At 65.4% G+C, this 14,264-nt stretch carries 13 protein-coding genes and 2 tRNA genes; 13 read left to right on the forward strand and 2 right to left on the reverse strand.

The genetic code is table 11. The features are described from left to right. Positions 1–27: 27 nt before the first annotated feature. The gene (locus ASD67_RS21330; protein WP_056351336.1) at positions 28–501 is read right to left on the reverse strand and encodes an Lrp/AsnC family transcriptional regulator; all 474 of its coding nucleotides are present in this window, start codon (positions 499–501) and stop codon (positions 28–30) included. A 167-nt stretch (positions 502–668) separates the two neighbouring features. On the opposite strand from ASD67_RS21330, the gene ASD67_RS21335 reads away from it, so the two are divergent. From ASD67_RS21335 to ASD67_RS21395, 13 genes are all read left to right on the forward strand, one after another. Beyond that, positions 669–2,330, forward strand: coding sequence for a histidine kinase dimerization/phospho-acceptor domain-containing protein (locus tag ASD67_RS21335; protein ID WP_235535778.1), 1,662 nt, complete (start codon positions 669–671; stop codon positions 2,328–2,330). A 119-nt stretch (positions 2,331–2,449) separates the two neighbouring features. After that, a complete protein-coding gene (locus ASD67_RS21340) occupies positions 2,450–3,367 on the forward strand; it encodes a polysaccharide deacetylase family protein (RefSeq protein ID WP_235535779.1) in 918 nt (305 codons plus the stop codon). Between the two features lie 67 nt (positions 3,368–3,434). Further along, positions 3,435–3,509, forward strand: a tRNA-Ile gene (locus ASD67_RS21345). A gap of 62 nt (positions 3,510–3,571) precedes the next feature. Beyond that, positions 3,572–5,044: a M20 family peptidase gene (locus ASD67_RS21350; protein ID WP_056352296.1), complete on the forward strand. Its 1,473-nt coding sequence runs from the start codon at positions 3,572–3,574 to the stop codon at positions 5,042–5,044. A gap of 60 nt (positions 5,045–5,104) precedes the next feature. Then, positions 5,105–5,181: transfer RNA gene (locus ASD67_RS21355), tRNA-Pro, on the forward strand. Positions 5,182–5,988: 807 nt separating this feature from the next. Next, positions 5,989–6,573 (forward strand): hypothetical protein, encoded by a 585-nt coding sequence (locus ASD67_RS21360; RefSeq protein ID WP_156377817.1) that lies wholly within the window; start codon positions 5,989–5,991, stop codon positions 6,571–6,573. 97 nt (positions 6,574–6,670) lie between these two features. Next, a complete protein-coding gene (locus tag ASD67_RS21365) occupies positions 6,671–7,297 on the forward strand; it encodes a hypothetical protein (RefSeq protein WP_056351347.1) in 627 nt (208 codons plus the stop codon). A 91-nt stretch (positions 7,298–7,388) separates the two neighbouring features. Continuing rightward, on the forward strand, positions 7,389–7,919 hold the full coding sequence (locus ASD67_RS21370) for a hypothetical protein (RefSeq protein WP_156377818.1): 531 nt from the start codon (positions 7,389–7,391) through the stop codon (positions 7,917–7,919). Positions 7,920–7,945: 26 nt separating this feature from the next. Then, complete coding sequence (locus tag ASD67_RS21375; protein WP_156377819.1) at positions 7,946–8,518, forward strand: hypothetical protein; 573 nt, start codon at positions 7,946–7,948, stop codon at positions 8,516–8,518. A 49-nt stretch (positions 8,519–8,567) separates the two neighbouring features. After that, complete coding sequence (locus tag ASD67_RS21380; protein ID WP_056351356.1) at positions 8,568–9,167, forward strand: hypothetical protein; 600 nt, start codon at positions 8,568–8,570, stop codon at positions 9,165–9,167. Positions 9,168–9,285: 118 nt separating this feature from the next. Beyond that, positions 9,286–10,053 (forward strand): fimbrial biogenesis chaperone, encoded by a 768-nt coding sequence (locus ASD67_RS21385; RefSeq protein ID WP_156377820.1) that lies wholly within the window; start codon positions 9,286–9,288, stop codon positions 10,051–10,053. 241 nt (positions 10,054–10,294) lie between these two features. Further along, on the forward strand, positions 10,295–12,751 hold the full coding sequence (locus tag ASD67_RS21390) for a fimbrial biogenesis outer membrane usher protein (protein ID WP_056351362.1): 2,457 nt from the start codon (positions 10,295–10,297) through the stop codon (positions 12,749–12,751). Positions 12,752–12,756: 5 nt separating this feature from the next. Then, positions 12,757–13,671: a hypothetical protein gene (locus tag ASD67_RS21395; RefSeq protein ID WP_156377821.1), complete on the forward strand. Its 915-nt coding sequence runs from the start codon at positions 12,757–12,759 to the stop codon at positions 13,669–13,671. Between the two features lie 22 nt (positions 13,672–13,693). Here the strand turns inward: ASD67_RS21395 and ASD67_RS21400 are convergent, their stop codons facing one another. Continuing rightward, positions 13,694–14,083, reverse strand: a complete 390-nt coding sequence (locus ASD67_RS21400) for a hypothetical protein (protein WP_056351366.1) — start codon at positions 14,081–14,083, stop codon at positions 13,694–13,696. Positions 14,084–14,264 lie beyond the last annotated feature (181 nt).

Below are 14,264 nucleotides of genomic sequence, written 5' to 3' on the forward strand. Positions count from 1 at the left end.
CCCTTTTTCATGTCCGGTTCGAAACCGTCAGGGTTCGACGGGGATTCCCGCGAGTTGCTTTGCGGTGCGGATCGTGAGCGAGGTCTTGACGCTCGTTACATTGGGCGCCGAGGTCAGATGGGCGGTCAGGAACGACTGGAAGCTCTGCAGGTCGCGTGCGACGACCTTGAGCAGGAAGTCGATCTCGCCGTTGAGCATATAGCATTCGCGCACCTCGGCGAGCGCGCCGACATAGTCCTCGAATGCCTTCAAATCGGATTCGGCCTGGCTGCGCAGGCTGACCATCGCGAACACCGTGATGCCATAGCCGAGCTTGGCGGCGTCGAGGTCGGCATGATAGCTGCGGATCACCCCCGATTCCTCGAGCGCGCGCACGCGGCGCAGGCATGGCGGGGCGGTCAATCCGACCAGTTGGGCGAGTTCGACATTGGTCATCCGCCCGTCCTTCTGCAGTTCGTGCAGGATTTGCAGGTCGATCTGATCGAATTTCTGGCTCGCCATATTGTAACTTCCGCTTCCCTCTGGAGGCGCTGACCATAATAATATTTCAGGCGATTGCAATTGTCCCACAATGCGACGCGGTTGGTTAAGGCGCTTTCATGACCGGATGATTCACGCTAGCCGGTAAATATCTGCTAACCAACCAACGGGGTGGGGGCCCGCACCGCGTGACAGCCGACACGATGATCGCGACCATATTGCGTCAGGCGCCGGCCGACCGGCGAACCTGTGTCGCGGCCTGGCGTCAACTCTCCGATATTCTCGCGCAGCGCGGCAATCAACTGGCCGATGACGATATTCGCCGCTCGCTCCACGCGCTCGCGGTCTTGCGCCCGCAAATTCCCGAAAATGTCCGCCGTGACTGCGCCAGGTCGATCGCGCGCCACAGCCGGTTCGCGCCGATCGTCGCGCTCTACGCCAACGACGTGCCCGCGGTGTCGCTCGCGATGCTGCGCGACGCGCAACTGGCCGAGGCCGACTGGCTCGCACTGTTGCCCGCGACCGGCCCGATGGCGCGCTCGTTCCTCGCCGCGCGCAGCGACCTGCCGCAAGGCGTCAACCGCGCGCTCGCCAGCCTCGGCGCCGCCTCGGTCGCGCTGCCGCAGCCCGACCGGATCGCGGAACCGGAGGCCGCAACAGCCGAGTCCGTATCCGAACCGGCGCCGACGCCGGCGCCCGACACCGAACCGAGCCAGATCAGCGAACTCGTCCGCCGCATCGACAAATATCAGGCGGGCCGTGGCCAGCCGTCCACCGCGTCGCGCGCCGCACCCGTCGCGCGCGAATCCTTCCTCTTCGAAACCGGTTCCGACGGCGTCATTCACTGGGTCGAGGGTGTCCCGCGCGGCGCCGCGATCGGGCTGTCGATCGCCGAGGCGGCGTTCGGCGGCGAACCCGGCACCGACGGCGTCGCGGCGGGGGCGTTCCGCCAGCGCGCCGAAATGATCAACGCGCGCATGATCCTCGAAGGCGCCGAGGCCGACGCCGGCGAATGGCGTTTCTCGGCTTTGCCCTGGTTCGACCACGTCAGCGGCCAGTTCCGCGGCTATCGCGGCAGCGCGCGGCGCCCGCATCGCAACGAAATTCCCTACGGCCTGCCCGCCGAGGACAATGCCGGCGATTCGATCCGCCAGCTGATCCACGAACTGCGCAGCCCGTTAAACGCGATCTCGGGCTTCGCGCAGATCATCTCGGGTCAGATGTTCGGCCCCGTCAGCGGCGCCTATCGCGCCATGGCCGACACGATCGTCGCCGACGCCGCGGCGGTGCAGGCGATCATCGACGATCTTCAGACGGCGACCCAGCCCGCCCCGACGACGGTGGCCCCCGCCAGCGGGCACAGCGACATCGAGGCGATCACCGCGCAGGTCGAACGCGAACTCGCGCCATTGTTCGCCGAACATGGCGTCGGGGTCAGCATCTCGCGCGTCGGCGGGCCGTTCCACGCCGCGGTCGAGGATATCAGCGCGCGGCGGATGATCGGGCGGCTGATCACCGCGCTGGTCGATGTGTTCGAATCGAACGCGACACTCGTCGGGCAATTGGTCACCGATCCGGCGAAAGCAGACGAACTTCAGCTCCGGCTCGTGCGCCCGGTCGCGATCCGTTTCACGCCCGCCCGCGACCTGCTCGATCCCAGCTACAGCCCCGAGGGCGACGCGCCGGGCGCGGCGATTCTCAGCCTCGGCTTTTCGCTGCGGCTCGTCGACAGCCTCGCCCGCGCGGCGGGCGGTCGTCTCGATATCGGGCATAACGCCTTGACCTTGCACCTTCCCTCCGCCACCCCGGCGTCTGCCCTGGATCCGATGGTCCAGCAGCATGAAGACTGATCGGGGCAGGGCACCTCGTGCAGGGGAAGAGCTCGGTGGAACGAGCGGATAATCTGTTGAAGCCACCCGCGGCGTCGGATCTGGTCCGCTTGCGACCGGACGAAAGCCCGCGCTTCTGGGTGACCATCGATACCGAAGAGGATTTCGACTGGTCGGCGCCTTTCGCGCGCACCGGCTACCGGCTCGATTCGGTCCCCGCGCTCACCGATTGTCAGGCCTTTTTCGAAAGCGCCGGGGTCGCGCCCATCTATCTCGTCGACTGGCCGATCGTCGCCGACGACCGCGCCGTCGCGATCCTCGGCGCGGCGCGCGCGGCGGGGCGGTGCGAGGTCGGTGCCCAGCTCCACCCATGGGTCACGCCGCCGCACGACGAAGTGGTCAGCGCCTACAACAGCTACACCGGCAACCTCCCGCCCGACCTGCAACGCGCCAAGATGACCGCGCTGCGCGACGCGATCGCGGCGCGTTTCGGCGCGGCGCCGACGGTGTACCGCGCCGGTCGCTATGGCATCGGCCCGGACAGCGCGGCGATGCTCGCCGACCTCGGCTTCCGCTGCGACACGTCGGTGCGCTCGGGCTTCGATTATCGCCCCGGCCACGGCCCCGATTATCGCGCGATGCCGCTCTATCCCTGGTGGGTCGAGACCGGCGGGCCGCGCCTGCTCGAAATGCCGGTGACGACGCTGTTCGGCGGCCTGCTCGGGCCGGTCGGGCGCTGGCTCTATCACCGGACCTCGTCGAACACCCGCGCCGCGTTGGCGCGGCTCGGCCTTGCCGAACGGATCGCGCTGACGCCCGAGGGCATTCCCGCCGCCAAGGCGTGCGCGGCGATCGACCTCGCGGTCGCGGCGCGGCTGCCGGTGCTCAACTTCTCCTTCCATTCGCCGTCGCTGCAACCGGGCAACACGCCCTATGTCCGCACCGACGCCGACCTTGCGGCCTTCTATCGCTGGTGGGACGTGGTGCTTGGCCATCTTGCAAAACGCGGGGTCGAACCGACCACCGCGGCGGCGATTCTCGATATGGCGCAACGTTAGCTACCAGCGCCCTGATCGCGCTTGCCAAGCCTCGCCGCGCTCCGCTATCGCCACGCCATCCCCTCGGGGGCCTGTAGCTCAATGGTAGAGCCGGCCGCTCATAACGGCTAGGTTGCGGGTTCGAGTCCTGCCGGGCCCACCATTTTCCTTGCAAATTGAAACCTATCCCGCTCCAATGCCCCAAAATACGGGGGAGCGGTGACGGTGAAAAAACGAGTGATCCTGCTGGGCGGACTGGCCATCGTGGCAGTCATCGCCGGAACTGTCGCGGTCCGCACCGCGACCTTCGAGCCGGCGAACATCGCCGATGGCAGCGACGTGCGGCTTGCCGCGGTTCCCGCTTATGATCGGGACGCTGCGGTCGCGCATCTGAGCGCGGCGGCCCAGTTCCTGACCATCTCGCACCAGGACCCGGCCGACAACCAGATCGCCGAATGGGATAAACTCCATGCGTGGCTCGCGGCGACCTATCCCGCGACCCACGGCGCGATGACACGGACGATCCTGCCCAACCGGACGCTCGTCTATCACTGGCCGGGCAGCGACCCCGCGCTCGCGCCGATCATCGTCATGGCGCATCAGGACGTCGTGCCGGTGACCGCGGGGACCGAAAAGGACTGGAAATACCCGCCCTTCGCCGGGACGATCGCCGAGCAGGCGGTGTGGGGCCGGGGCACCGTCGACGACAAGGGCTCGCTGATCGGACTGTTCGAGGCGACCGAGGCGCTGGCGAGGGCGGGCTTCAGGCCGAAACGCGGCATCTATCTCGTTTCGGGCCACGACGAAGAAGCCGGCGGCACCGGCGCGATCGCGGCGGCGGCGAAGCTCAAGGCAGAGAGGGTGAAGGCGATCTTCACCCTCGACGAAGGCAGCCTCATACTCACCGACACCCCGGTCATCGATGGTCCCGCGATCATGATCGGCATCGCCGAAAAAGGCTATGCGACGCTGCGCGTCACCGCCAACGCTCCCGGCGGCCACAGTTCGATGCCGCCCGCCGAAACCGGCGTCGAAACGCTCGCGAAGGCGGTGCTCGGGATTACCGGCGATCCCTTTCCGATCGAACTGCGCGGTCCCGGCGCGGCGATGATCGGGGCACTGGCGGCAAAGAAGGGCGGCACGACCAGGATGGCGGTCGCCAACCCCTGGCTGTTCGCGCCGCTGCTGAAGCGCCAGCTCGGCGCGACGCCCTCGACCGCCGCGGCCTTTCACACCACCATCGCCCCGACGATGCTGGAAGGGAGCCCCAAGGAAAATGTCCTGCCGCAATCAGCCAATGCGCTGATCAACTATCGCATCGCGCCGTGGAACAGCTCGGCCGACGTCATGGCGCGCGCGCGAGCCGCGGTCGGCGATGCCAAGGTCGATCTTGCCTGGGTCAAGCCGCCGCGCGAACCCTCGCGCGTGTCGTCGACCAGTTCGCCGGGCTGGAAATGGATCGCCGCCGCCGCGCGCGCCGACGCACCGCAAGCGGTGCTCACCCCGACGCTCGTCGTCGCCGGCACCGACAGCCGCAGCATGGAAGGGGTGTCGCAGGATGTGTACCGGTTCATGCCGATGCATTTTTCGCTGAAGGAAACGGCGATGATCCACGGCACCAACGAACATATGGCGATCGACAGCTTCCAGCGCATGATCGATTTCTACGCCCGGCTGATCGCGACGTCGGCGGGTTAGGGGCGGACGGGCCGGCCGGGATAGACATCCCGCGCCAGCCTGTTAAAGGCGCGACGGCGTCGGGGAGTGGCGCAGCCCGGTAGCGCGCTTGCTTTGGGAGCAAGATGTCGCAGGTTCGAATCCTGTCTCCCCGACCATTTCCACTTTTGACGTGTTTACCGGCGCTTGGCGTCGGCCCGCCATGGTCCGGAGACGCGGCGGCATGGCTTCGCGCACGACCCGCGCGCGACACAACTTCCCGTAGCGAGCCAACCCACCAGCATATCCGGACGTTCCCTATCCATAAGGCATAGCGCACAAATTCCCCGGTGAAGCGATTCCTGCTGTCCCGTCGCGCTTGCGACTCGGGGCGACTCGGAGGGGCGTCGGTCGAATGACCGGGGTCAAAATCGGCATCGCGGCGCTCGAAAGAACCTGAACTTTGTTGGGTCCGTTTTGGCAAAGCACGGTAACGCGTTGATCCACTGGTTAATGTCCTGAACTGAGACAGAAGCGGCCTTCCAGTATTCACGATAGTCGGACGTTTTTTTCACGATGTCGGGACGACCGCCCCGCAGTTAGTTGACACAAGATTAAGGATTGGTTCTGCGAGGGGGAGCCAGGCGGACACTGTCGCACCGCTTTGGACGACTAATGGGGCATTGATCGCCACGGCGATCGGGGGGCTACCGGCCGAGTAACGGCCACGCAAACTAACCATAGAGCTTTTGTCGGCGGGCTTCGGCCTGTTCGGCGGAGTTGCGGCTGCGTCCTTGCGGGCAAAGCCCAATCTCGGGGCCGTCGGCCCCGCCGCAGGTTCGTGTCCAATCCCGGCGCGAGCAGGTGGATGCGTGGCGAGCGATCGCGGCGCAACAAGGGGCCGGTTTCCATCCTGTGGGGAGGGGGACGGTCTTCCGGGAAAGCTACGCCGGCCCGCCGGGTCGGTTCAACATGTGGAGATGATCATGAAGACCCTTTTTGCTGCTGTTTCGGCCATTGGCCTGCTTGCTTCGACCCCGGCCTTTGCGCAGACGAGCGCGACCGGTGAAGTCCTGCTGAGCGCGACCGTCGACAAGGCGTGCGGCGTTGGCAACCACAAGTCGGGCGCCGCTTCGGACGCGGCTTGGGACCAGGCCGACATCAGCGTCAATCTCGCAAACGCCAACGGCCAGTTCGCGGGTCAGACCTTCACCAACCGCAGCTTCGGCAACGTGTGGTGCAACGGCGCCGCCAACGTGACGCTGTCGGTCGGTGCACTGACCAGCACGTCGTCGAGCGCCGATACCAGCTCGTTCACCAATCGTTTCGACGTCGTCGTCGTCACCGACGCTGGTGTCTATGTCGGTGCGGGCCAGGATGCGACCCTGAGCACGGTTGGCGAAGCTAGCGGCGTCAAGAGCCTGACCGGCGCGACCGGTGGTGCATTCGAAACCGGCCTGCGTGCCTTCGGCGGCGCCGACTCGATCCAGGTCGTTGCCGACCCGTCGAACCGTCGTGCGGTTGCTGGCGACTATAACGGCTACGTCCGTTTCACCGCCACCGCCATCTAATCGGCATTCCCCGCCCGTCTGTTATCGCGCCTCTTGGTGTCGATGACAGGCCGGGCGGGGAACGCTTTCGGATCGCATCCAGCGGACATCGGATTTTATGCGCGGATTGACCATCACCTTGCACCGGGCCTCTGCCCTGCTGCTCCTGCTCGGCGGGATTGGCGGGGCGGCGACCGCTTCGGCGGGCGAACTCGGTGTGGCGGCGTTGGGCACCGGCTATACGTCATCCGATGCGCCGCTGGGTGCGCCGACCGAATTGCGGATCGATCTGCGGGGCGAAGTCAGCGCCCGGTGCCGCATGGCATCGCCGCCGATGCTCGCTGCGGACCGACTGGACTTCAATCGCCAGGGCGATGCCAAGGCGCATTTCGGTCTCGATTGCAACGCGCCGTTTCAACTGCGCGTACGGTCCGGGGAAGGCGGGTTCGTCGCCGAGCATGGTCTCGAAGGCGTAGCCCGGCGCATCCCTTATGAAATTTCGGTCAACGTGGACACCGACTCCGGGGCAAATGCTCTGGGCTGGTGTCGCGCCGACCAATTGTCCGATCAGCAAGGTTCGGGCTGTGTCTTTGGCGGAGGAGAGGGGTGGTCGTCGGGTGACGCCACCGCCATCAACCGGTCGGGCACGATGAGCCTGCGCTGGAACGGTCCCGGTGCGACCGACGACCCGGCCCTTGGCCGGTATCGCGACACCATCATCGTCGAATTGGCGGTGCGGGCATGACCATGAATTTTTCACCGGTCGGTGAGATCATGGCGGCATCGCTAGCCGCCGAACAGCACGTCCGCCTCGCGGATGAGTATAGGAGAAGATCGTGAAAACCACCCTGCTTCGCGCATTGGTGCTGGGCGCCACGGTGTATGCGGTTCCTGCCATGGCGCAGGACAGCGACACCTTTACCGTCAAATCGCAAGTCGCGCCCTTTTGCTCCGAACTGTCGATCAGTTCGACTCCGATCAACCTCGGCAGCTTGACCGGCGCGACGGGGCAGATCGTCAGCGATTTCAGTGGCACCGACGAGCGCGAACTTGCGGCGAGCTTCTATTGCAACGCACCGTCGAAAGTCACGATCACGGCCGACCCGCTGCGGCACGACACCGTGACGTTCGTTTCTGACTCGGCGTCGTTCACCAATCGCGTCGACTACACCGCGACGCTGGTCTGGGACGATGTCACGGGCAACGTCACCAGCACGGCCGCGTCGGGCCAGGAAATCTCCGCACCCGAGGCGAATATTGGTCAGATGAAGCTGACGCTTTCCAATCCGACCGTGGCCAACAATCTTCGTCCCGTCGCGGGCAGCTATAACGGTCAGGTTCGCCTCACCGTTTCGCTCGCCCAGTGATGCTGATCTTGTTTGGGAGTGACGATATGTTCCATCGCCTCAAATTGGTGACCGTCGGGATCGCAGCGCTTGCTGTATCCGGCGTTGCCCATGCGAATGAAGTTTCCGCCGAGATCGAGCTCGGGTCGACCGTGATCGGCGCCTGCAGCCTGGGATCGCCCAACGTCACCGAGATCAACCTCGGCGATCTGTCGGGTCCTGACGGCCTCCTCGCTGCGTCGCTTAAGGTGCCAACGACGGTCGGTACCGCAGTGATCGCCGACGCCTGGTGCAACACCTCGCACCGGCTGACGATCGAGGGGCAGCCGATGACGCTTGAGACCGCGAAGCCTTATGCCCAGCCCGCCTACATGACCCGTCACATCACTTTTGATGCGAAGCTCGTCGGATGGGCAGCACCAGTCGGCTTTCGCCCGCGCAGTGGAAGCGACCAGGCATTCCTGGAATGGCCCGAAGCGCGCGCAGCGCCTGCGGCGGGGCTGCGGCTCGATATCTCGAAACTTGAGACGCTGACCGCAGCGCGGGCCGAACAGCCCAATCTGATGCTCGAAGCCGGCAGCTATCGCGGCCGCGTCACCGTCACTTTGGCGACGAACTGAGATGTCGGCTCGTCCTCACCTTTCCGCATGCCATGGGGGAACCTCCGTCATGAAATCCATTTTGATCCTCGGCGTCGCTGCACTGGCGACGCTTGCAACACCGGCGGCGGCGCAGGACAGCGCTTCGGTCGATGTCATCGGCACCGCCGAAGCCTTCTGCAGCCTGCCCAGCACCTGGCAGTTCGCGTCTTCGACGAACAATGTCAGCGCGTCGCAGTTCAGCGGCAACACCTGGACCATCCCCTCCGCGCTGGTGGCTGACAGCGCCGGCAATGCGGTTCAGTCGACCGCCGAGGTCGCGATCCGCGTCCGCGGTCAGGCGGCGTGCAACACCACGCACACGATCACGGTGACCAGCTCGAACGGCGGACTGGCCCATGATGCCTCGTCGGGCAGCCCGCCCGCTGGCTTCGTGCGGATGCGCCGGATGACCTACAACGCCAATTGGCGCGACCAGAGCTGGGGCGTTCTGAACTTCGTGCCGTCGGCGCCCGGCGATAGCCGGACCTACGATCATGGTTCGCGAGTTCCGCCCGGCGTGCGCGACTTCGACGTCCGCATGGGCTTGCTGCGCGACCCCACCAACGCCCCGATGCTTGCTGGCACCTACACCGATCAGCTGACCATCACCATTTCCGTGGCGGGGTGACGGCATTCAGCCATGTCAGTGGCACGATTGATACCGAAGTGAATTGGGGGGCAGGCGTCGTGGTTTCGACGCCTGCCAAATTTCGTGTTGCCGGCAAGGCGGCACTTTTGGGGGCAAGATGCTTAAGTTGAAGTCGTTGTTCGTTGCCGCCGCGTTTGCGGCCATTCTCGGTTTGTTTTCCGCCGCCGCACAGGCGGCGATGACGGTTCAGCCGGTCATCCTCGACTTGCAGATGTCCGGGCGTCAGATGGGCGGGCAAATCCGCGTGGAAAACACGGGTACCAACCCGCTTCCGGTCGAAATCCGGTTGGTCGAGGCCGACTTGCTGCCCGACACCGTCAAGGCATCCGATCGCCTGACCGACGACCTCGTCGCCTTTCCCGCGCAGGCCATCATCCCCCCCGGCGCGACCCAGTCGTTCCGCATCCAATATGTCGGCGACCCCGAGGTCGATCGCAGTCGCCATTATTATGCGGAGGTTTCGCAATTGCCGGTCGAAGTCCCCGGCGGCCAGTCGACGATCCAGGTGCTTTATAATTTCCAGGCGATGATCAATGTCTCTTCGATCGTCGCGGGGGACCCCAAGCTGACGATCGAAAGCGCGGAAATCGTGCGCCCGGTCGCAGATGCTCCGGCACGGATCGCCTTTACCGTGCATAATACGGGCAAGAATTACGGCTATATCAGCAGCGGGTCGCTCACCCTGATCCAGCGCGATGCCGGCGGCAAAGAGCTTTTCCGCCGGTCGCTCAACAGCAGCGACGTGCAGCAGATGATCGGTTTCGGCCTCGTCGGCCCCGAAACCAGCCGCAAGTTCGTGGCGCCGATCGATCTTGAAAACCCGGAAGGCACTGCGGAAGTGCTGACGTCCGGCCGGTCGCGTTGATTCCATCGTGCGAGGGGGCGTTCGGCGATCTTATCGATGGGGGGCATGCCCCTGGGCTGTTGCCGCGGCACTGGCGTTCACGCTTCCGGTCGACGCGGCGGAGGTGCGGGACGCTTCGCGCGCGCCGCTGAATCCGGATCCGCGCTCGGCCCCGATTGTTCCTTGGGACCATGGCAAGGCCATTTTTCCGCCGGCGACACGATCGTGCGAGCCGCTGTCGCTGAGGACCTGTGTCCCGCGGATGCCTGTCGTGCGCGCGGGCGAGGAGGCGTCGTTGCCGCCGCCACCCGCGACCCAGGGCGTATCATTGCCCTTCGGCTCGGTCTCGGCCGCCGCGATGCAGGCGACCGACGAAGTCCGCCTGAACAGCACCGGGCGGACCATGACGATCGTCGTTCCGGTCAAGGACGGCCCCAATTATGTCGGTGACATCGAAGTCCAGATCACCTCCGATGACACGATCCTGATTTCGGTCGACCGGCTTGTCGAATTGCTTGCCCCGCGGCTCGACACGGCCCGGCTCAGCGAATTGCGGGCAACGCCGTCGGACCAGGGCTTTGCGCCGCTTTCGCTGTTCGAGCAACGCGGCGTCCCGCTCCTGTTCGACAAACGAACCCTCGAACTGACGCTCAGCATCGCGACCGCCGACCGGGCGTTGCGCACGATCGGCCTCAGCGACCTCGATCCCGCCAAGATCGGCGAGTTTGCGACGCCGGAGAAATTCTCCGCCTATGTCAATATTCGCGGATCGCTGGATTATGTCCACAAGGGCGGCCAGACCGGTCTCGGCGATCCCTTCCTGTTGTTCGACAGCGCCACGCGCATCGGCAAGTTCGTCGTCGAGTCCGAAGGCGAATATAACGGCCAGCGAAGCAGTTTCCGCCGGACCGGATCGCGGGTCGTCTACGACGATTCCGACCGTCTTGCGCGGTGGACCGCGGGCGACCTGCTTTCGGAAAGCCGGGGCTTTCAGGGCGCCGTCGACATCGCCGGTATCGGCATCGCGCGCAGCTATGCCTTGCTCGACCCGCAACGCAACGTCGCGCCGCGCGGCGGCCGTACCTTTTCGCTCGAACGCGATGCGACGGTCGAGGCGATCGTCAACGGCCGCACGGTGCGGACGCTCCGCTTGCAGCCGGGCACCTATAATGTCAGCGACTTCCCCTTCGCGCAGGGTGGCAACGACGTCGAACTGGTGATCGTCGACGACACCGGGCGCCGCGACGTGATCGCCTTCACGACTTTCATCGAACGCAGCCAGCTCGCGCTGGGATTGTCCGAATATAATCTCAACATCGGCGTGCTCACCGCCCGGACCGACGGACTCGATTACAGCAACGATCTCGCGGTCTCCGGCTTCTACCGCCGCGGTCTCAGCGACAATCTGACCCTCGGCGGCAATTTCCAATATGCCAATAAGGCGTATCTCGTCGGCGGCGAAGCGGTGCTGGGCACCGACTGGGGCACGATCGGCGGCGACGTCGCCTACAGCTATATTCCGTCGACCGGCGCGGGATGGGCGGCCAATTTCTCGATCGAGCGCGTGACCCAGGCCGCCAACGGCGGCTCCTCGCTCATTGCCACCTTTGAAACGCGCAGTCGGCGGTTCGGCGCCGTGGGACAATTGACCGCCGACAACCCCTACAGCTTCAACGCCACGGTCAGCTTCAACCGTTCGCTCGGCCGCGCGTCGTTCCTGGGGGCGCAGGCCCGCTATTCCAAAGGGCGCGGCGCCTTTGCCGACGAACGCTCCATTCGCCTGAGCGCGGGGCACCGGATCGACCTGTCGACCAACGTTGTCATCGATGGCGAATGGAGCCGCGGCGCGCGCGGCGACGACAAGAGCGTCCGGGTTTCGCTGGTCCGGCGTTTCGGCGCCCGCACCTCGGCGCGCGCCGAATATGACAGCCGCGACGACCGCGTCCGGCTGGGGATGCAGAGTTCCGGCGGCTATGGCGTCGGGGCGTGGAGCGGCGTCGCCAACGTCGACGTCGCGTCCGACACCTACAGCGTCAACGCGAGCGGCAACTATGTCGCGAACCGCGCCGATGTCGGCCTCGCCCACACCGCGGCCTATTCGCAGCAGAGCAACAGCATCGTCGATCAGCGCACGTCGCTGCGCGTCGCGTCGTCGATTGCGTTCGCCGGCGGATCCTTCGCGGTCGGGCGTCCGATCAGCGACAGCTTCGCCATCATGCGCCCGTATAAGGGCGGCAAGGGCCTGTCGATCGAGGTCGAGCCGTCGCAGGGCAGCTATCAGGCGCGCTCGGGGACGTTCGGCCCCGCGCTCTATGGGCAGGTCGGTTCCTATTCGCCGCGCACGCTGACCTATGATGTCCCCAATGCGACGGCCGGCCTCGACCTCGGGACCGGATCGATCCGCATGTATGCGCCCTACAGGTCGGGATATGTCGTCGCCGTGGGATCGGATTACAATGTGATGGCGATCGGCCGTCTGACCCTCGGCGGCGAACCGCTGGCGCTCAAGGTCGGACAGGCGATCGAAATCGGCGGAGAGCAGCGCCGGGTCGAACTGTTCACCAACCGGCAGGGCCGGTTTGGAATCAGCGGGCTGCGGCCCGGTCGCTGGCGGATCGAAATGAACGATAGCCCGCCGATCATATATGAACTGGATATACCGGAAACCGATTCCGGCATCGTGCGCATCGGCGATGTCAATCCAGCGGATGAAAGGTGAACGGCGTGAAAAACTTCGCGATGGCCCTTGCGGTCGCTCTTCCTCTGGCCGCATTCGGCACCACCGCCGCCGCGCAATGCGTGACGGTCGATCCGGTGATCATACCCGACGTCCGCGTCGATCCGCTCGACGCGACGGGCGCGGCGCAGGTCATGCAGCCGGTCACGATGATGTTTCGCCGGGTCGGGGTCGGCAACGCGCCGATCACTGTGACGTACCAGATCGTCGACGAGGATTCGTCGGTCCGGTCGCGCGTCGGCGTGACGGGCGGGCCGCAGCTGGAATGGCGGAGCGACGATTCGGGCCGCAATATCGGAGCGACCCGCAACGAAGCCTATGCGCTGTTGCGGTCGGGATCGGTCACGCTCGGCGCCGACGACAACAGCCAGCAAGCGACGCTGCGGCTGTTCCTGACCAACCTGCGCGAAGATCTGCCGGCGGGTGTCTATCGCGAGCAGTACACGATCCGCTATTGGTGTGCCGACCGCGATAGCTCGATACCCGAGGAAATCCCTGGCATCGTGACCGTCACGGTCCAGGTACCCAATGTATTGAGCGCGAATGTCGCGGGCGCATCGACCCAGGGCGAAATCGATTTTCTCGATTTTTCGACGCTGACGCGGTCGCTGTCGGTCTCGGTCCGCAGCACCGGACGCTTTGCCGTCACCGCGCGCAGCGTCAACGGCAGCGTGATGCTGCGCGAAGGCGCCGCCGGCACCGACAAGGCCGACCGGATTCCCTATGTGGTTCGTTTTGGCGGTCGCGCGCTGGCGCTCGATACCGGCGCGGGCTTCACCAATCCGCGCGCCGGGCTCGCCGGCCAGCAGATTCCGCTCGAGGTCGTCGTCGACGATGTGTCGTCGAAACGCGCCGGAGCCTATAGTGATACGCTGATCCTGACGCTCGCCCCGGTGACCTGATGAGGGTCACCCGCTCAACGCGTCAATATTTGACTTCCATCCGCAGGCCGAGGCGGTTGATCGTTGCCGGATCATCGCCGAGGTCGAGCGCCAGCTGGCGGAAATGAAAGCCCGCATGGTCGGAATCGGACAGTACCGTTTCACCGGTCGCCGAAAGCGGGATCCGATCGGAATCGCTGATGACCGCCGCCTCGGGCATGTCGACCGGATGCTGGAGGATGACGCGATAGCCGCGCGGCGAGTTGCACAGTTCCTGCGACATGCCCAGGTTGACGACGCCATCGTTCGACGGACCGCCCAGCGTCGGCAGCAACTCGACGTTGCAATACACCGGAACATGCGCGCGCAGATAAATAGTCTTGCTGACGCTCCCCACAGTCGGGGTCGACGAAAGCGCGACGACGGCAAGCATCGTGGCCCCGGCAATTCGATTCTTTCGCAACATTGGCGTTCTCAACTCCTGTTCGACACCGGGGGTCTAATGCGAAATAGTTAAGAAGGGATTGGAAGCAGGCCGATCAGGCCGGGGCGACAGGGTGTTGCGCGACGGCGGATGGCCTTCGGGTCGGCAGAGATCGTCGGGACCGCCGCGA

The sequence above is a fragment of the Sphingopyxis sp. Root1497 genome, assembly GCF_001427085.1.
Classification (GTDB): domain Bacteria; phylum Pseudomonadota; class Alphaproteobacteria; order Sphingomonadales; family Sphingomonadaceae; genus Sphingopyxis.

Coding starts and splice junctions, on each gene's coding strand:
- ASD67_RS21360 (WP_156377817.1), top strand. CDS start 5,989: ATGAAGACCCTTTTTGCTGCTGTTTCGGCCATTGGCCTGCTTGCTTCG.
- ASD67_RS21385 (WP_156377820.1), top strand. CDS start 9,286: ATGCTTAAGTTGAAGTCGTTGTTCGTTGCCGCCGCGTTTGCGGCCATT.
- ASD67_RS21365 (WP_056351347.1), top strand. CDS start 6,671: ATGCGCGGATTGACCATCACCTTGCACCGGGCCTCTGCCCTGCTGCTC.
- ASD67_RS21330 (WP_056351336.1), bottom strand. CDS start 501: ATGGCGAGCCAGAAATTCGATCAGATCGACCTGCAAATCCTGCACGAA.
- ASD67_RS21380 (WP_056351356.1), top strand. CDS start 8,568: ATGAAATCCATTTTGATCCTCGGCGTCGCTGCACTGGCGACGCTTGCA.
- ASD67_RS21390 (WP_056351362.1), top strand. CDS start 10,295: ATGCCTGTCGTGCGCGCGGGCGAGGAGGCGTCGTTGCCGCCGCCACCC.
- ASD67_RS21375 (WP_156377819.1), top strand. CDS start 7,946: ATGTTCCATCGCCTCAAATTGGTGACCGTCGGGATCGCAGCGCTTGCT.
- ASD67_RS21400 (WP_056351366.1), bottom strand. CDS start 14,083: ATGCTTGCCGTCGTCGCGCTTTCGTCGACCCCGACTGTGGGGAGCGTC.